Annotated in this window: 15 protein-coding genes and 1 tRNA gene; 7 read left to right on the top strand and 9 right to left on the bottom strand. The window is 62.3% G+C overall.

From position 1 onward, the window contains the following. Positions 1–42: 42 nt before the first annotated feature. Entirely contained in the window at positions 43–531 is a 489-nt protein-coding gene (locus tag H8A92_RS11965; protein ID WP_274613339.1) for a deoxycytidylate deaminase, read from the top strand. A 33-nt stretch (positions 532–564) separates the two neighbouring features. Here H8A92_RS11965 and upp (H8A92_RS11960) read toward each other — a convergent pair whose 3' ends face one another. The 3 genes from upp (H8A92_RS11960) to H8A92_RS11950 are packed head-to-tail and all read right to left on the bottom strand — an operon-like array spanning position 565 to position 3,709. Next, on the bottom strand, positions 565–1,194 hold the full coding sequence (upp, locus tag H8A92_RS11960) for a uracil phosphoribosyltransferase (RefSeq protein WP_229195984.1): 630 nt from the start codon (positions 1,192–1,194) through the stop codon (positions 565–567). Positions 1,195–1,208: 14 nt separating this feature from the next. After that, the gene (locus tag H8A92_RS11955) at positions 1,209–2,453 is read right to left on the bottom strand and encodes a URC4/urg3 family protein (RefSeq protein ID WP_420831315.1); all 1,245 of its coding nucleotides are present in this window, start codon (positions 2,451–2,453) and stop codon (positions 1,209–1,211) included. An 8-nt stretch (positions 2,454–2,461) separates the two neighbouring features. Next, the gene (locus H8A92_RS11950; RefSeq protein WP_229195982.1) at positions 2,462–3,709 is read right to left on the bottom strand and encodes a GTP cyclohydrolase II; all 1,248 of its coding nucleotides are present in this window, start codon (positions 3,707–3,709) and stop codon (positions 2,462–2,464) included. 321 nt (positions 3,710–4,030) lie between these two features. Here H8A92_RS11950 and upp (H8A92_RS11945) point away from each other — a divergent pair, with 321 nt between their 5' ends. Beyond that, on the top strand, positions 4,031–4,666 hold the full coding sequence (gene upp / locus H8A92_RS11945; RefSeq protein ID WP_229195981.1) for a uracil phosphoribosyltransferase: 636 nt from the start codon (positions 4,031–4,033) through the stop codon (positions 4,664–4,666). A 78-nt stretch (positions 4,667–4,744) separates the two neighbouring features. On the opposite strand, the gene atzD is transcribed toward upp (H8A92_RS11945), so the two are convergent. Continuing rightward, positions 4,745–5,881 carry a cyanuric acid amidohydrolase gene (atzD, locus tag H8A92_RS11940; protein WP_229196015.1) on the bottom strand — a complete coding sequence of 379 codons (1,137 nt, stop codon included), beginning with the start codon at positions 5,879–5,881 and terminating at the stop codon, positions 4,745–4,747. Positions 5,882–6,239: 358 nt separating this feature from the next. On the opposite strand from atzD, the gene H8A92_RS11935 reads away from it, so the two are divergent. The 4 genes from H8A92_RS11935 (at position 6,240) to H8A92_RS11920 (ending at position 10,421) form a co-directional block, all read left to right on the top strand. Then, positions 6,240–7,274: an ABC transporter ATP-binding protein gene (locus H8A92_RS11935; protein WP_229195980.1), complete on the top strand. Its 1,035-nt coding sequence runs from the start codon at positions 6,240–6,242 to the stop codon at positions 7,272–7,274. Positions 7,275–7,294: 20 nt separating this feature from the next. Next, positions 7,295–8,587: an ABC transporter substrate-binding protein gene (locus H8A92_RS11930; protein ID WP_229195979.1), complete on the top strand. Its 1,293-nt coding sequence runs from the start codon at positions 7,295–7,297 to the stop codon at positions 8,585–8,587. Between the two features lie 72 nt (positions 8,588–8,659). Continuing rightward, on the top strand, positions 8,660–9,541 hold the full coding sequence (locus tag H8A92_RS11925) for an ABC transporter permease (protein ID WP_229195978.1): 882 nt from the start codon (positions 8,660–8,662) through the stop codon (positions 9,539–9,541). Between the two features lies 1 nt (position 9,542). Further along, on the top strand, positions 9,543–10,421 hold the full coding sequence (locus H8A92_RS11920) for an ABC transporter permease (RefSeq protein WP_229195977.1): 879 nt from the start codon (positions 9,543–9,545) through the stop codon (positions 10,419–10,421). 155 nt (positions 10,422–10,576) lie between these two features. Here the strand turns inward: H8A92_RS11920 and H8A92_RS11915 are convergent. The 4 genes from H8A92_RS11915 to H8A92_RS11900 all read right to left on the bottom strand — a co-directional run bounded on the left by H8A92_RS11915 (position 10,577) and on the right by H8A92_RS11900 (position 15,213). Next, positions 10,577–10,666: transfer RNA gene (locus H8A92_RS11915), tRNA-Ser, on the bottom strand. Between the two features lie 551 nt (positions 10,667–11,217). After that, positions 11,218–12,669 (bottom strand): trehalose-6-phosphate synthase, encoded by a 1,452-nt coding sequence (locus H8A92_RS11910; protein WP_229195976.1) that lies wholly within the window; start codon positions 12,667–12,669, stop codon positions 11,218–11,220. 213 nt (positions 12,670–12,882) lie between these two features. Beyond that, a complete protein-coding gene (otsB, locus tag H8A92_RS11905) occupies positions 12,883–13,716 on the bottom strand; it encodes a trehalose-phosphatase (protein WP_229195975.1) in 834 nt (277 codons plus the stop codon). A gap of 3 nt (positions 13,717–13,719) precedes the next feature. After that, on the bottom strand, positions 13,720–15,213 hold the full coding sequence (locus tag H8A92_RS11900; protein ID WP_229196014.1) for an MFS transporter: 1,494 nt from the start codon (positions 15,211–15,213) through the stop codon (positions 13,720–13,722). A 182-nt stretch (positions 15,214–15,395) separates the two neighbouring features. On the opposite strand from H8A92_RS11900, the gene H8A92_RS11895 reads away from it, so the two are divergent. Continuing rightward, complete coding sequence (locus tag H8A92_RS11895) at positions 15,396–15,776, top strand: DUF3175 domain-containing protein (protein WP_229195974.1); 381 nt, start codon at positions 15,396–15,398, stop codon at positions 15,774–15,776. A gap of 176 nt (positions 15,777–15,952) precedes the next feature. Here the strand turns inward: H8A92_RS11895 and H8A92_RS11890 are convergent, their stop codons facing one another. Further along, positions 15,953–17,986 (bottom strand): methyl-accepting chemotaxis protein, encoded by a 2,034-nt coding sequence (locus tag H8A92_RS11890; protein ID WP_229195973.1) that lies wholly within the window; start codon positions 17,984–17,986, stop codon positions 15,953–15,955. Positions 17,987–18,336 lie beyond the last annotated feature (350 nt).

The raw sequence follows: 18,336 nt of genomic DNA, 5'->3' as shown, positions 1-18,336 counted from the left end.
CACCTATTTGATGCTGGCCCTACGGTAACGGGGTCGGACGAATTGCGGGACAGCAAATGGGACGAGCGGTTCATGCTTCTGGCGCATCATCTCGCGCACTGGAGCATTGAGAAGGGACGCCGGGTCGGCGCCGTCGTGGTCGGCCCCGATCATGAAATACGCTCGACCGGCTACAACAGCTTGCCGCGCGGGGTCAACGATGCGGTGGAAGAGCGACATTCCCGCATCACCGGCGCAAAGTACATCTGGAGCTGCCATGCCGAGCAGAATGCCATTTTCAATGCGGCACGCATCGGGATAGCGCTCAAAGGTTGCACGATCTACGTTCCCTGGTTTCCCTGCGTGGAATGCACGAAAGCGATTATTCAATCGGGCATATCGGAGGTCGTTGGTTATGAACCTGACCAGCCCAATTCGAATTGGGCTCAGGATTTTGCGATTGCCGGCACGATGCTGAAGGAAGCAAACGTCGTGGTACGGTTCATACCGAGACTCGCAGAGCTGCCGGATGTATCCGAAGAAGAGAATTGATCACGCAGCCTTCCGATACGCCACCAGACTTGACTATCGCGTACCGTAGGCACGATCACCCGCATCGCCAAGGCCCGGCAGGATGAAGGCGCTCTTGTCCAGACCTTCGTCGATCGCGGCAAGCCAGATCGGAACATCCGGGTGAATGCCACGCATGCGTTCGACCCCTTCGGGCGCGGCGATCAGGCTGACCACCCGGATGTCATTGGCACCGCGCTCCTTTAGTCGATCCACCGCCGCGACAGACAGATTGGCGGTCGCCAGCACCGGGGAGATCACAATCACGAGTCGCTCGTGCAGATCGCTCGGCGCTTTGAAAAAATACTCCACGGCCACGAATGTCTCGGGTTCACGATATAGGCCGATATGGGCGACACGCGCAGTCGGGACGAGGTCGAGCATGCCCTCCGCAAAAGTAACGCCGGCGCGCAACACCGGCGCGAACACCAGCTTTTTGCCTGCTATCTCCGGCGATTTCATTTTGGCCAGCGGCGTCTCGATCTCGACATCGGCCAACGGCAGGTTGCGGGTCACTTCGTAACACAGCAGCATCCCGATCTCCTTGAGGAGTTCGCGAAACGACTTGGTCGAGGTGTCCTTCTTGCGCAACAGCGTCAGCTTGTGCTGCACCAGCGGGTGGTCAACGATCGTGACGCCTTCCATGCCAAGCCCCTGCCCTAGAACACCGTGCCATCGCTGAGAACCTTGACCGGAGGCGCTCCGTCGGCGCGGCGTTCGCGCGCCAGCCGTCGGCCTGCAGCCCAGGTTCCGCCTTCGAGGATTTTCGCCAGCGGCAATGCCTTTGCGTCGAGCCCCAGGCGCCGGCGCACATTATCCGCGACGTGGTCGAGCAACGCGACCGTCAGTCCCCGCCACTCCACCACAAGCGGCGACGCAACATCGTGCTCCCGCAATGCGTCGCTGTCGTCGCGGAATGTCAGCACGCCATTGTCGATGAAGAGACCGCCGTTGCGGTACTCGGCAAGGCCGGTCAACCCGTCGATATCGGTCACGGCAATGCCGGCATTCTGCAGCGGCTCGATCAGCGAATAGGCCAGCCATTGCGAGAGCTTGTGCAACGGCATGAGCTGGCTGGTCGCATCATCAGTCGTCAGCATCGGATGTTTCCAGCAATCCCCGAGCGGGACTTCGCCGAGCGTCAGCCGCGACGGCCAGATCGGCCCGAACTCCCTGAGCAGTTCCGACAATATCGTAGGGGCTGGAAGCCTGCGATCGTCGGCAACCGACGCCAGCCGGTCGAAGAGCCCGCCGGGCCGGGGCGTATCGAAGCGTCCGAAGACTGCCGGTTTGGAGGCCACCAGCCGACCGAGGCTACGCAACAAATTCACCCGGCCTTCAATGCCGACCAGCGGATTGGTGTCCGAGACCTGCATGCCGCGTGCGAGGTCCGCGACGGATAGATTGGCAAGCACGTCGGCATCGGCTCGCAGCGGCTGTCGCGGGTCCGACGAGAATGCGCCGCCGACGAACATCGCGAGGCTTGCCAGCCCCAATCCTTCCGAACGGCCGATGGCCAATCCTGTCACCGGGTCACAGTAGCGCCATGATGGCCCGGCGCCGGCGTCCAGAAAGACGCTGACCATGGCCAGATCGAATTCGGCACGGGCCCGTGTCGCGCGATCGGGCCATGCGACCTGGCCAGCCAGGCCCGCCCAGCGATCGACACCATTCACGGAGAAATGCCGCCAGCGCGAATGAAACGGCACGGCGAGCGAGGGATGCACCTGTCGTGTGGTCTGCACCACCAGTTCGGCCGTCGTGTCGATGCGATCGAGGTGGACGCGGAAGTTCGGGAGCCGGTCCTCGAGGCCGATGGCAAGAAGCCGGTGCGCGCGCTCCCGCACTGCCCCCGCGTTGAGCAACGACAGGGCCGCCGCCGTCTCGGTCTTCACGGAGGACATGGCCGCGCTCAATACTTGTCGAGAGAACGGCCGACGAAGTCGCGCTGGGTAGGCTCTTCCGGCGAATAGTAGCCGGCAGCCTTCTTGGCGACGATTTCGACCTGGGCATCCGCCGGGACCAGCTCGTCGGGGATCGGTACGCGCTCGACGATGTCGATGCCCTGGCTCACCAGCGCGTCATACTTCATGTCGCTCATGGAGACGAAGCGATCGATGCGCTTCAGTCCGAGCCAGTGCACGACGTCCGGCATCAACTGCTGGAATCGCGCATCCTGTACGCCCGCGACGCATTCGGTGCGCTCAAAATACTGGGCGGCGGCATCGCCGCCTTCCTGCCGCTTGCGGGCATTGTAAACCAGGAATTTGGTCACCTCGCCGAGGGCGCGGCCTTCCTTGCGGTTGTAGATGATGATGCCGAGTCCGCCGGTCTGTCCGGCGCGCACGCATTCCTCGATGCCGTGCAGCAGGTATGGGCGGCAGGTGCAGATGTCGGAGCCGAACACGTCGGAGCCGTTACATTCGTCATGCACGCGGCAGGTGATGCTGGTGCGATGGTCGGGCAGCTTGGCGACATCGCCGAACAGATAGGCCGTGGTGCCACCGATCGGAGGCAGGAACGCATGGAGATCGGGTCGTGTAACCAGTTCCGGAAACATGCCGGCCGTCTGTTCGAACAACTGCCTGCGCAGATTGCTTTCCGTCGTGGCAAAGCGCGCCGCGATTCCCGGGAGATACCAGACCGGGTCGATCGCGATCTTGACGACGGAGACGCTTCCCCCTTCGTGAACGACAGCACCATCGCGCTTGAGCCGGCCGGCCGCTATCGCGGCCTGCAATTCCGGCAAATCGAGACGGGCGCGGGTGATCGCAATGCTCGGACGGATATCGACGCCCTCGGCGATCTCTTTCGCGAACGCCTCCGCGGCCAGGTGCCCCCACGGATCAAGCGAGACGATCCGGTTCGGATCCGTCCATTGCGGGAATGGCCCAATCGTGGCCGCAGGTTGCGTGTTGGTCAGGTCCGGACGCCGGATCGGATCGAGCGCGCCCGACGAGACCGCCAGCGCGCGATAGATCGAATAGGAGCCGCTGTGAGTGCCGATGACATTGCGCTGCTGCGGGCGTGAGACCGTCCCGATCACCGGCCCGCGTTCACGTGCCGTGGCCGCTCCCCAATGAATCGGGAATTCGATCTTCGCGCCCGGCGCCGGATGGGATGTAATCCGGATGTGATCGGTTCGATTGGAATGAGTCATCGTTACGCACCAACACATGGCCTGTCCGCCCGGCAAAAAGCCCGGTTACCGGCAGCCAAAGGATTCTCCAGTATGTTCCAATCGCGGCTGAACACAACAGGCGCATTAGTGGTAAGGTTTACGACGCTATCACGACCCCGTGGAGCAGGACCTGCCCCTCTCTTCCAATGCCATGAACGAAGGGGCAATCGGCGGCCGGAAACGGCAAGGTCATCCGCCCATCCTGCGCTGAGCGGCTGGGATCGGTGCCTATATCTCGGGCAAATTGGGCACGCCACTTGCACGCTACTCCGCGCGCGCAACCGCAGATAGGGCGATCCCATGATCAAAGAAAGCGTGAACCTCGTCAGCCATCCTCTGGTCCAGCACAAGCTCTCGCTGATGCGCGACAAGGATCGCTCCACCAAGGGCTTTCGCGAGCTTCTGAACGAGATCGGAATGCTGCTTTGCTATGAGGTCACCCGGGACTTGCCTCTGGAGTTGGTCGACATCGATACGCCGGTCGCCGCGATGAAGGCCCCCAAAATCGCCGGCAAGAAACTCACGCTCGCCCCGATCTTGCGGGCGGGTGTCGGATTTCTCGACGGGATGCTGGCGCTCGTCCCATCTGCGCGCGTGGCGCATATCGGCCTTTACCGGGATCCGCAGACGCTTCAGGCCGTGGAGTACTTCTTCAAGGCGCCGCAGGATGTGTCGGAACGCATCGTCATCCTGCTGGATCCGATGCTTGCGACGGGAAATTCAGCCTGCGCCGCAGTCGGCCTGCTCAAATCGCGAGGCGTCCGAGACATCAGGTTCGTCTGCCTGCTCGCGGCCCCCGAGGGGATCGCCCGATTCCGGAATGAGTGTCCCGACGTGCCGATCTGGACTGCCGCCATCGACGAGAGACTGAATGATCACGGCTATATCGTGCCGGGCCTGGGCGATGCCGGAGACAGAATGTTCGGCACGAGGTAAGTGTGCGCGGCATCGCCTTCGTGCTGAAGCCTCCATGAGGAGGGATTGATCCGCATAACGGCAGGCGAAGTCCAATCCTCAGTCCGATTGATTGTCCGACAGCCGGGCGATCACCGCTACGGGCCCGCCACCGGACGGCCCCTGATGTTCGGCTCCGCCGGAAACATAGACGGCGCCGGTTCCCGACAGACCACCAATCAATCCGCCGACCGCCGCGCGCGCGTGTCGGGTCGAGCTGATGTCCGTATCTTCAAGCATGACGTGACGAAATCCGCGGATGCACCCGCTTGGTGCGGCTTCCGCCTTGGCGAAGATGTTGACGAGTTGGCGGGTCTCCGTCGACGGTTTGGAGCCGTGCTCGGTGAGCAGTCCCACGCTTTTCAATGCATCGATCACGGCTGCGGAATCGATCGCGTCGCGCATCACGGCGTGTCCGATCGTGAATGGAGCGGCCGAGGACGCCGAATTGCCGAGCACAATGACCACATTATGCATCAGCTCGATGCCTGCCGACGTGGACGCAACCGACGAGAATAGATCGAACCGCCGAAGAACGTCTTTGTCCTCAATCTCGCCCTCGATCTCGCCAAGTGCGACGGCGACCCCCAATGCCGATGCGCCACGCGAGTACGCCATCGAACCGTATGCGCTGTTGGTCGCGGTCTCGTTGCCGCGCGCCATCGCCGCCTCAATGCGGTCGCTTGTCAGAAGCGGGCACTTGATCTGCACGAAATGCACGTCCTGTGGATCGACGATCGCAGCTTGGGCCATGGCGGCGGCGACTGCCTTTGCCGTCTCCCTGATCTGCGCATCGCGCCCGATCTCCTCGGGCAGGAAATCCCGCGTGTGTGCCATCCCGATGCTGAGGCGCTTCCCGGAGATGACTTCAGAGCCGCGATCGGAAACATCGTCACGCGTGAAGACGGTGAGATGTGGGCTGAGCACACCTTCGGTGCCACCCGACATCACAAACGCGATCCGTTGCTCGACACGCTGCGGTGGCAGATCGACATAGGGAGCCAGGGCAGCCGTTAGCGCTGAAACGGCGTATTCGCGCGTGAAATCGTTGACGCCACCATTGCCCTCGGTCTTGCCCAATATCGCTACGATCGACCTCGGATCGATCTTGCCTTGCTGGATCAGGCTCAGCAGCCCCGAGACATCACCGGGCCCATTGGTGGGGATACGAACGACGTTGACCGAATTTGTGCGCATGCGCTTCCCTTGCAAATCTTCGGCCGACGAGACGGTCAGGCCGACCATAACGATTGTCGATGCCTCCGGGCGGCCGAAAAACCGTGATCACACCAGATCGTCTTGCCGATAGGGACGCTTTTCGACACGGCCCAGCCGCTTCCGTTCAGCCACAGGCTGAGGGAAGCCGGCTAACAGGGACAACTCGGCTCCGATTTTGGTCGCAATGGCACGGTCGGCTTTGCCGAACAGCAGGACTTGCCCAGTTTTTGTCTCATCTGTCGCAATTTTTGGCACATCTGTTGCATTCCAATCCCCGAAAGCTCCCCGGGGCGACAAGGTCGCTCAGGGGCTCGGTTGACCATGTGGAATGGTGCGGATGACAACGACGGCGGCGCTCGAACTCGTGCAGTTGACGAAGATGTATGGCGGCGTCACCGCCGTTGACGCCATCAATCTCAAGATTCCCGCCGGCTCCTATTGTTGCCTGCTCGGGCCGTCCGGCTGCGGCAAGACGTCCACACTGCGGATGGTCGCCGGGCACGAGGCCGTCAGTTCCGGCGACATCCTGGTCGGTCCGAAGAATGTGACCAACCTGCCCCCCGCCGATCGAAGCACGGCGATGATGTTTCAGTCTTACGCTCTGTTCCCGCACCTCTCTGTCATCGACAACGTCAGCTTCGCCCTGAAAATGAAAGGCGTTGCCAAGTCGGCACGCCATGCCGAGGCCAGCAAGCTGCTGGAGCTCGTCGATATGCAGCCCTATGCGGCAAGGCTGCCTGGCCAGCTCTCCGGAGGCCAGCAGCAGCGCGTGGCCCTCGCGCGCGCGCTGATCACCTCTCCTCAAATTTTGCTGCTGGACGAGCCGCTTTCGGCGCTCGATCCGTTCTTGCGGCTGCGGATGCGAGCAGAATTGAAGAAGCTGCAGCGCGAGCTTGGGCTGACCTTCATCCATGTGACACATGGCCAGGACGAGGCGATGGCGCTCGCCGATATCGTGGTTCTCATGAATGGCGGCCGGATCGAACAGCAGGGCTCGCCGCGAGAAATCTTCAATCACCCCCGAACCGAGTTCACCGCGAAGTTCATCGGCGGCCACAACGTCATTGCCTTGAACCATGAGACCTTCGCCGTTCGGGTCGATCGGCTGATGCTGAAACGGCCAACCGAAACCGTCGCCGGCCCATCGGTCACAGGTACGATCAGCGAGGTCGAATACCAGGGAACCTATGTCCGCGTCGTCATTGCCGTCGACGATGGACCCGAGATCTCGGCCCAGGTCACGGAAACCCAATTCGACGCGGCCAACTACACCGTCGGCGAGCGCGTTCGTGCCACATGGGACCCGACGCAGGCGAGCCTTCTGAAGACCGCCAGTTCTGCAACTATCCGGTCGCCTGAAAGGGCGGCCTGACACCCAGGGAGATCATCATCATGAGCAAATCTTCGAAATTCGATCGTCGCATCAGCCGCCGCAGCGTGCTGAAGGGCGCGGCCGGCGCGGTCGGCCTCGCGGCAGGCTCTGGCGCAATAACCGGATTTCCTTATGTCCGTTCAGCCGATGCGAAAGTGCTGCGTTACCTCGGAACGGCAGTTAACGAAGGTGACGAGATCTCGAAGAAATGTCTGGCAGATACCGGGATCAAGATCGAATACATCACGGCAACCACCGACGACGTGACCAAGCGTGTGATCACCCAGCCCAACTCGTTCGACGTGCTGGATACGGAGTATTTTTCACTGAAGAAGCTCGTGCCGTCGGGCAATATCTTTGCCCTCGACGCCAAGAAGATCAAGGAATTCGACAACATCACGCCGGTGTTCACCAAGGGTCAGTTGCCGACCGGCAAGAAGATCGGCGACCAGGGCACCGCCCCCTGGAAGGTGCTCTATCTCGAAGGAGCGAACTCCAAGACCTTCTCCAAGACACCGACCGAATTCGTGACGCTGATCCCCACGGTCTACAACGCCGACACGCTCGGCATCCGTCCCGATCTGATCAAGCGGCCGATCTCATCGTGGACTGAACTGCTCAATCCGGAGTTCAAGGGCAAGGCCTCGATCCTCAACATTCCGTCGATCGGAATCATGGATGCCGCGATGGTGGTCGAAGCCAGCGGCCAGCACACATATGCCGACAAGGGCAACATGACGAAGGCCGAGATTGATCTCACCATGAAGATCATGACGGAGGCCAAAAAGGCCGGTCAGTTCCGCGCCTTCTGGAAGGATTTCAACGAATCCGTCAACCTGATGGCATCGGGCGAAACCGTCATTCAATCGATGTGGTCGCCGGCGGTCACCAAGGTGCGCTCGATGGGGATCGCCTGCACGTTCCAGCCGCTCAAGGAAGGCTATCGCTCCTGGGCGTCAGGGTTCTGTGTATCGAAGGCGGTCTCGGGACCAAAGCTCGACTGGGCCTATGAATTCGTGAACTGGTATCTGTCGGGCTGGGCAGGCGCCTATCTCAATCGCCAGGGTTATTATTCGGCCGTGCTCTCGACCGCCAAGGCCAACATGACGGCGGACGAATGGGGCTACTGGATGGAAGGCAAGGCCGCGGTCGGCGACATCAAGGCGCCCGACGGCACGATTCTCGAGAAGGCCGGCGCCACGCGCGATGGAGGATCCTACGACGAACGCATGGGCGCCGTCGCCTGCTGGAACGCGGTGATGGACGAGAACGACTACATGGTGCGCAAGTGGAATGAATTCATAGCTGCGTGATCCAATCCAGAAGGACTTGCCGGGCCAACGCGTACGGCAAGTCCTTTCGCCATCACTGCGATTGGCCTCTCAATGACTCAAGAACGCAAGACCTTCGTTGCATGGCTTCAGGCCGCACCGATGATGCTCGTTTTCTCGCTGTTCTTCCTGCTGCCGTTACTCCTCGTGACGATCGTCAGCGCGTGGGATTACAACGAATACGAAATGATTCCAGCGTTCAGCATGCGTGGCTACAGCGATACGTTCGAAGGATGTATTGCCGATCTGCCCAATCTCTGCACCATCCTGAAGACCTATTTGAAGACCCTGAAATTATGCCTGCTGACCTGGGTCCTGACCCTTCTGATCGGGTTTACCGTCGCCTATTTTCTTGCGTTCCACGTCCGGTCGAAAACCTGGCAGATCGTACTCACCCTGCTTTGCACCATCCCGTTCTGGACATCGAACGTCATCCGCATGATTGCGTGGATCCCGCTTCTTGGCCGGAACGGTCTGGTCAACAGGGGCCTCGAGGGCGCCGGGTTGATCCACCAACCGCTGGAGTGGTTGCTGTTCTCGGAGTTTTCCGTCGTGCTTGCCCTCGTGCATCTCTTCACGTTCTTCATGGTGGTGCCGATCTTCAACTCGATGATCCGCATCGACCGACGATTGATCGAAGCCGCCTATGATGCCGGCGCGACCGGATGGCAGACGCTGGTAAACATCATCATTCCCCTGGCAAAGCCCGGAATCGTCATCGGCTCGATTTTCGTGATCACGATCGTGATGGGTGATTTTGTCACGATAGGGGTGATGGGCGGCCAACAGATTGCATCTGCCGGCAAGATCATCGAGGCGCGCCTGAATGCGCTGCAATTCCCGGCGGCTGCAGCCAATGCAGTCATTCTGCTCGGCATCACGATCCTGATTATCTCGGCGCTGACCCGGATCGTCGATATTCGCAAGGAGCTGTGAGATGGGCGAGAAGCGACCGCGATCCTTCTATCTCCTTGCCGCGTTCTTCACTGCCTACGTCCTGTTTCTCTATGGCCCGATGTTCGCGATCTATATCCTGTCGTTTCAGGGCCCCGATGGCGGCCTGACCTTTCCCATGAACGGCGTGTCGCTCGTGTGGTTCGGCAAGGTGTTCTCCGGTTCGGGCATCGTCGACATCGGGGCGGCTTTCAAGCGATCGCTGCAGCTCGGCCTCGTCGTCATGGTGTGCACGGTCGCGCTCTCCGTGTCAGCGGGCATGGCCTTCCGCAGATCGTTCCGCGGCGCGACCTTCCTGTTCTATGTTGCGATCGCAAGCCTGATCATGCCGTCGATCATTACCTCGCTCGGCATCGCCCTGGAATTCCGCCTGCTTGACGATTTCATCATCAAGAGCGGGGTCGGAGATTGGACAACGGCCATGGGGCTGTTTACGTCTGGCCTTGGCGCGCATCTGACCTGGACTCTGCCATTTGGCCTGCTGATCATGTTTGCGATCTTCAACAGATTTGACAACCGGCTCGAAGAGGCGGCACGCGACCTTGGCGCAACGCCTTGGCAGACATTTCGGCACGTCGTGCTGCCGATCATATTGCCGTCGGTCGTCGGTATCGGTCTGTTTGGATTTACCCTGTCCTGGGATGAGCTCGCACGCTCAAGCCAGACCATCGGCTCCGTCAACACACTGCCCCTTGATTTACAGGGCCTGACGACCACCGTCACAAAGCCGGACATTTATGCGCTTGGAACGCTGACGAGTGCAGTTTCCTTTCTCGTCATTTTCCTAGCGCTGGTTGTCATTCTCGTGCTTCAGGCCCGGCAACGACGTCACGGATCGGACGCAGGCAAGGGAATGGTGTAGCGCCGAGCTCGCGCATACTGACGGTCAGCCCGAACAGCGCCGGACGGTGCGTCGGACGGCATCTCGTCAACAACGCCGGCGGGCGCCGCATGGCCATTTTCGCAGGTCGCAGGAAATCGCACCAAATCGTAGTTTTGCGTGGAAAGTCGTGCAAATGGCGGAGAGAGTGGGATTCGAACCCACGGTACGGTTTCCCGCACACACGCTTTCCAAGCGTGCGCCTTAAGCCACTCGGCCATCTCTCCGGGAGGCCTCTCTTGAAGGGCTCAGCCGGATTTTGCAAGGGAGCGGGGGCCTTCGGCGCAAAATTTCCCCAATGGATTGAAAATATTGGGTAAATTGGCAAGCCCCAGGTCGCGCTAGGCGGCCGTGATGGCAGCCGCACGCGATTCCTGCGACCGGCCGGAGGCCAACGCAAATCGATGTCGGCGGCCCGAGCGGCCCGGCGCGCGTCATTGTCCGGGAACGAAGAGCACGCCTCGGACAGATCATGTCGCGAGAATGCGCGAGTATGGCCCACGGGCCGCGCAACATAATCGGTGTCGTCCCGGCGAAGGCCGGGACCCATTATCCCGAATGCGCATTGTTGCGCGACGCTGGGGCCACGATCTCGTTCACAATTGAATGCGGTGGTTATGGGTCCTGGCCTTCGCCAGGACGACGACGATGAGTCCCGTCACGACATGCGCTGCGGCGTATGGGTCCCGGCTCCCGTGCGCAAATTTCGCACCAGGCCGGCACGACAGAACAACGGACGGGAGCAATAACGCACCCGTCCTCCACATTCAGTGTTCGCTCAGTGATAGCGCGCGGCAAAATCCGCCGTGCGGCGCGGCCACAGGGTTGGTGGCTCCGGCAGCGCCGCGTTCCCCGCACTGTGCGTATCCTGCAGCGCCTCGATGAAATCGGCGAACCATTGCTGGATGGTGCCGTTGTTGAGCTTCTCCATCATCGCTTCCCAGCGCATCCGCCGCTCGGTCAGCGGCATCGCGAGCGCCGTTGCCAATGTGCGCGCCATGCCGTCGATGTCGTGCGGATTGACCAGGAGCGCGGCGTCGAGTTCGTTCGCCGCGCCGGCGAATTTCGACAGCACCAGCACGCCGGGATCCGCCGGATTCTGTGCGGCGACATACTCCTTGGCGACGAGGTTCATGCCGTCCTGCAGCGGCGTCACCACGCCGACCTGCGCCGTACGATAGAGCCCTGCGAGCACGCCCTGGCCAAACCCCTTGTTGAGGTAGCGGATCGGCGTCCAGTCCACCTCGCCGTGCACGCCGTTGACGTCGGTGACGAGCTTCGCCACCTCGCTGGCGAGATTGCCATAGGCCTCGATCGCGCCGCGCGACGGCGTTGCGATCTGCAACAGCGACACCGAACGCCTCAGGTTCGGATGCAGCGACCACATCTTGTCGAACGCCTTGATGCGGTTGACGAGCCCCTTGGAATAATCGAGCCGGTCGACGCCGATCGCGAGCTTCTCGCCGTTGAGGCTGCGCCGCAGCCGCGTCACGTCGGGGTGCGTCATCGCCTTGGTTGCCTGCTGCGCGAACTTGCCGGGGTCGATGCCGATCGGAAACACCGCAGCGCGGGTGCGGCCGAACGACGAATGGATCACGCCGCCACGCACCTCGAATTCGAGATCGTTCTGCACGTAGCTGAGGAAGTTCTCGCAATCCTCATCGGTCTGGAAGCCGATCAGGTCATAGGACAGCATCGCCTCGATCAGCTCGCGATGATTGGGCACGCCCGCGACCACCGCCCGCGCCGGCCACGGCGTGTGCAGGAAGAAGCCGATCGGCTGCGTCACGCCGAGATCGCGCAATTCGGCGCCGAGTGCGAGGAAGTGATAGTCCTGAATCCAGAACACGGAATCGGGCTTGCGGAAGCGCAGCAACGCGCGCGCCATGAACGCGTTGACTTCGCGATAGCTGGTGTAGTCCTCGTGCGAGGCACGAATCAGGTCGGCGCGCGAATGCATCGCGGGCCACAACGCCGAATTGGCAAAGCCTTCGTAATAGCCGCCATAATGCGCGGCCGGCAGATCGAGCATCGCCAGCGCGCCCGCACCGAGAGCTTCGACCTCTGCAAAAGGTTCCTTCAAGTTCCCGTCGCGGACACGTCCGCTGGAACCAACCCATATTGCCCCTGTCTTTTCCACCACCGGCAACAAGGCCGCTGCAAGCCCCCCCGTCATGGGTTCGTTAGGTTTTCCGCGCGAGACGCGGTTCGATACGACGACGAGGTTCACCAGGTCCCCTCCTGTTGGTCAACTCGCGTATTAACAACCATTCATCAAGATGGTTCCTGATCAAGGAATCTCCCAAATGAAACCAAATTCTGGCAAAGGGGTAAGGAACTCGCGGGAACTCGCGAAAAGAAAAATTCACGCGAGATGCACGCTACGACGCAAAACAACCGTATTCGGCCGTGGGTGGTGTAGCGCGCGATGCAGCTGATTTGGTTAGGACAGGCTGACGTCCCTATCATCGTCGAGCAGGCGCGCAAGAAACGCACGCACATCGCTCGGCCCATCGAAATGTCCGGCGACGCCGAGTGCACGACGGCCGACCGAGAATGCGAGACCGTCGAAGTCCGGCATGATCGCAAACACCGTCTCGTCGGTGACGTCGTCGCCGATGAAGAACGGACGGCGTCCCTTGAAGCGCGCATGCGTCATCAGTTCGCGCACGCCGGTTGCCTTGGTGAAGCCGGAATGCTTGATCTCGCAAACGCTCTTGCCCGGGAGCACCTCGATCGGCGCATTCGGCAGTTCGGCGCGGATCAGCGACACCGCTTCATAGATCGCCTTCTCCGCCTGCGGCGCGAGCCGATAATGCAGCGCCAGCGAATAGCCCTTGTCTTCGAGCAGAATGCCGGGGCTGAGCTTTGCGATCGCGGCAAGGCGGCGCTTCAATTCCTTGTCGAGCGGCGGCGCATGCGCGGCGACCGCCTCGCTGTCCGGCTGCAACCGCATCTCGGCGCCATGGCCGCCGATTGCGGGAAATACGTCCGGCGCGAAGATCAGATCGATGTCGTTGAGCGAGCGGCCGGAGACCAGCGCCAGCGCGCCGCCCGTACGCTCATGCAATCGCTTCAGCGTGGTCGACAGTTCCGGCGGCACCCAGACCTCGCGCGGCGTCGGCGCGAAATCGAGCAGCGTGCCGTCGATGTCGAGCAGCACCGCGGTCTGCCGCAGCGGCGGGATCAGCGATGCCGGCGCCGGCAAGCTGCCGGTCGTCGCGTCGGGGCTGATGTCATCATCCAGAGGCATTTCGGCCAAATCATGCTTCGTCATAGTCTACTCCACAAATGCCAATGGTCGCGCGACAGATTCGAGCGATTTCCGCTCGGCCGCGACGGCATAACGCCATGCGACGGCTGCGGCGACCAACATGAGTGCCGACCCCAAGAGGTAGCCGGCGAAGACGCTGTTGCGCGATCCGGTATCGATCAGCACGCCGAACAGCGCCGGTCCGATCACGCCGCCGATACCGGTACCGACCGCATAGAAGATCGCGATTGCGAGCGCGCGGACCTCCAGCGGAAACGTCTCGCTGACGGTGAGATAGGCCGCGCTCGCCGCCGGCGAGGCGAAGAAGAAGATCACCATCCAGGCGATGGTCTGGGTCTGCGCACTGAGCACGCCGATCGAGAACAGATAGCCGGACAGCGCCAGCAGCACGCCCGAGGTGCCGTAGGTCAGCACGATCATGGTGCGGCGGCCGAGCGTATCGAACAGGCGGCCGAGCAGCAGCGGCCCGAGGAAGTTGCCGGCGGCGAACGGCAGGATGTACCAGCCGACATTGCTGGCGGCGATGCCGAAGAAATCGGTCAGGATCAGCGCGAAGGTAAAGAAGATCGCATTGTAGAAGAAGGCCTGCGCGGCCATCAACGTCAGCCCAACCAGCGAGCGCTGCCGGTAGGTCGAGAACAGCGTCACCGCGACCTCGCGCAGCGGGGTGTGATCGCGCATCCGCAGCTTGATCTTGTCAAAATCTTCACTGGACTGCGCGTGACCGAGCACCGAGGTTTCGATATCGGCAACAATCTCGTGCGCCCGCTGGGGGAAGCCGTGGATCATCAGCCAGCGCGGGCTTTCCGGAATCCACATCCGCATCAACAGCACGACGAGGCCAAGCACCGCGCCGGTGAAATAGGCAATGCGCCAGCCGTGATCCGGCGCAAGCAACGCCGGATCGAGCAGGATGATGGCGCTCAGCGCACCGATCGCAGCGCCAATCCAGAAGCTGCCGTTGATGACGAGATCGGTCCAGCCGCGATAGCGCGCCGGCACCAGCTCCTGGATGGTCGAATTGATCGCGGTGTATTCGCCGCCGATGCCGGCGCCGGTGAGGAAGCGAAACAGCGCGTAGCTCGCGACGTTCCACGACAGCGCGGTCGCGGCGGTCGCCGTTAGATAAACCGCGAGCGTGATGAAGAACAGCTTCTTGCGCCCGATCCGGTCGGTGAGCCAGCCGAAGCCGAGCGCGCCAAGCACGGCGCCGGCGAGATAGGCGCTGCTGGCAAGACCGACATCGGCGTTGGAGAAGCCCATCGTCGGGCTCTCCTTGAGCGCCCCCGACAACGCACCGGCGAGCGTCACTTCGAGCCCGTCGAGAATCCAGGTGATACCGAGTGCCAGCACGACGCGGGTATGGAAGCCGCTCCAGCTGAGATTGTCGAGCCGCAGCGGAATGGAGGTCTCAATGACGCGGTCGTCGCTCTGCTCATGGGGCGACGCGGTTCCGTCAGTCGTTGTCGCAGAGCTCAACTGTGTCCGCTGCAGGTTCATCAGATTGGCCAATGAGAAAATCCCCGGAACGATACGTTCCAAGGTTCTCCCTCCCGGATTGCGGCAAACGGAGTGCCCGCCACGGCACATCAACGCCGCAGGCCGGCGGGGGTTCCCGCAATGCGGCATAGGAACCGAGACTGCGACGAGCTGTTTTGCGCTCAACAGCCACGGAGGCAACGATGCCCGCACACAAGAAAGCGACGCGCAAGACGGCAAGAAAGTCGGCACCAAAATCGACGACGCGACCGGCGAGCACTACGCGTCGCAAGCGCGGCGCAAGGAAGACGCCATCGAAGCGCTGGTCGCAGCGGGTAACAAAAGAGAGCGACGCGCTCGACCTCAAGCACGGCGTGTTCAGGCAGACCAGCGCGAAGAGGATTGCATCATCGCTGAAAGCATCTGCCGAGCACAGCGCGCGCCGGAAGAGCGGCGCCTATCGTTCCGCGCTGTCGATGCTGACCTTCTACATCAACCGCGCCGGCAAGACGCTGCCGAAGACCGAGCGCTCACGGCTGGAACGTGCCAAGGTCGAGTTGAAGCACCAGTTCGGGCGGGATTAGCCCCGCCGTTTCCGCAACCAACGATGTCGTCCCGGCGCAGGCCGGGACCCATTACCACCGCTGTTTGTTGGCTTAAGGACAACTCGCCGCTTGCCCCTTTCGAGTGGCCGCGGCGTATGGGTCCTGGCTTTCGCCAGGACGACGGCGGTGTGTCGGCTACCGCAGGCGCGCGCCCATTACGCCGCGCGGATGTTGGCCATGAAGCGGTCGAGTTCCTCGCGCAACCGCGAGCTCTCGACCGACAGCGAGCGGGCCGAATTCAGCACCTCTTCGGAGGCGGCGCCCGTCTCGGTGGCGCCGCGATTGACCTGGGTGACACTGGAAGCGGCTTCCTGGGTACCTTGCGCGACGTTCTGCACGCTGCGCGCGATCTCCTGCGTCGCCGCGCTCTGCTGCTCGACCGAGCTGGCGATGTTGGTCGCGATCCCGGAGATCTGTCCGATCGTGCCACCGATCTCCTTGATCGCGGCGACCGATTCCTGCGTCGCGGCCTGCATCCCCGAGATGTGGGTGGAGATCTCGTCGGTGGCTCGCGCGGTCTGGCTCGCCAGCGACTTCACCTCGGAGGCAACCACCGCGAAGCCGCGGCCGGCATCGCCGGCGCGCGCAGCCTCGATGGTGGCGTTCAGCGCCAAGAGATTGGTCTGCTCGGCGATCGCCGTGATCAACTTGACCACATCGCCGATCTCCTGTGCAGCACGCGAGAGCTTGCCGATCCGCGCATCGGTCTGCTCGGCCTGACGCACGGCGGAATCGGCGATCTGGCTGGATTCCTTGGCACGGCGGCCGATCTCGTCGACCGACGCCGACAGCTCCTCGGTCGCGGAGGCCACCGACTGCATGTTGCTGGAGGCTTCCTCGGAGGCGCTGGCGACCTGGCTCGACAGGTTCTGCGTGGTCTCCGCAGTCCGCGTCAGCGTCCCCGCCGCCGATTCGAGCTGCACGGCGGAGGCCGACACGTTCGAGACGATCGAGCCGACGGCGGATTCGAATTCGTCGGCAAAGCGAATGAGCTCCGCGCGCCGCGCGGTCGCGCTCGCCTTGTTCTGCGCTTCCTGGGTCGCGGCATCGCGCTCGGCCTTGGCGATCGCCTGGACCTTGAACTCCTCGACGGCGCCGGCCATCTCGCCGAGCTCGTCGCGCCGACCGAGGCCGGGCAGCACAACGTCGAAATTGCCCGCGGCGAGTTCGCGCATCGCCGCACACATCGCCGCGATCGGCCGCGAAATGCCCTTGCCGAGCAGGAACGCCCAAACTAGCCCGAGCACGAAGCTGCCGGCGGCGAGCATCAGGATCAGCTGCTCGGTCTCGCCGATCATGGAATGCGATTCGTTCTCGAGCCGCTTCTGGTCGGCGAGCAGATCGGACTTCATCGCCGCCGCGCCCTGGCTGATGGCGGCCGCGGATTCGGTCATCTCGACGGTCAGTTCGTCAATCGACTTGGCATTCGCGATCAGCTTGGCGAGCGCCTCGCGATACTCTTCGAGCAGCGCGGTGATGTCCTTCACGCTCTGGGTGATCCGCTCATCCTTGGAGGTGATGCCTTTCACCAGATTGTCGGCGAATTTCAGCCGGGCGAGCGCACTGGAGGCAACGGTCTTGTCGCCATTGACGACGAAGCCGTTGACCGCCCCGGTGATCGACAGCAGCTGGTCGGCCACCTTCTTGGCGCCGAACTGGATCGACTGCAGCTCGGAATCATCGGCGTTGCTCGGCAGATCGTCGAGCTTGTAGCGCATCGCGGTCGCGCTGCGGGTGAGCTTGTTCTGCGCGATCTGCGCGCTGTCGTCCTTGATGCGGACGATCTCGGCAAAGATCTTGGTGAAGGCGCGGAATTCGCGCTCCAGCTTGGTGACCTGCTCGAGCCGGGCCGGATTGGAGGTGCCCTTCATCGACGCCACGATGGCATCCTTCAGGCTGGCCTCGGCGGCGAGCGCGGCCTTGGCGTCGTCCTCCTTGCCGGTCGCGACGTAGTAGCGCGCCAGCGAACGGTAGGAGATCATTTCGCGGTCGATGTTGCGGGCGAGATCGGCTTCCGCGACGCTCTGGCGGTAGGAGCCGACACCGGCGGAGACCCGCTCGAAGCCCATATAGGCAAAGCCCATGGTGGCCGCCGACAGCGCCAGCGTGACGGCAAAGCCGAGCATGATCTTGGCTCGAAATCTGAGGGTTGGGAACCTGATCGAGAGCGATCGCTTCAGTCCCGGCATTCCAACCCCCGTCTTCATTCTGAAAACCACGCGGGGTCCGGCAGCAACCCGCCCCAGCCCCGGAGGGCAAAACTAAGGCAGAATCAATAAGGCCCGGTAAATGGGCAGCGGTCGTTCGGTTCGGCGCGGTACTACCTTGGTCGGGCCAGGGGGGTGGGCAAGGTGATTGACGCGCGGGGCCGGCCCGATACTTTAGAACCGATCAAACCTGTCCCTGCCCGGGCCGGGAGAACACATCGGGAGGTGTCCCATGTCATCGCGTCGACCGGCGCCATTGGCGTTCGCGGCGAGCGTAGTTGCCGGCGACGTCGCCCGGCCAATGACATTCCCCTCACGACCTAGAACATAAA

The sequence above is a fragment of the Bradyrhizobium acaciae genome, assembly GCF_020889785.1.
GTDB lineage: Bacteria > Pseudomonadota > Alphaproteobacteria > Rhizobiales > Xanthobacteraceae > Bradyrhizobium > Bradyrhizobium acaciae.
This window is presented reverse-complemented; position numbering and strand designations above follow the sequence as displayed.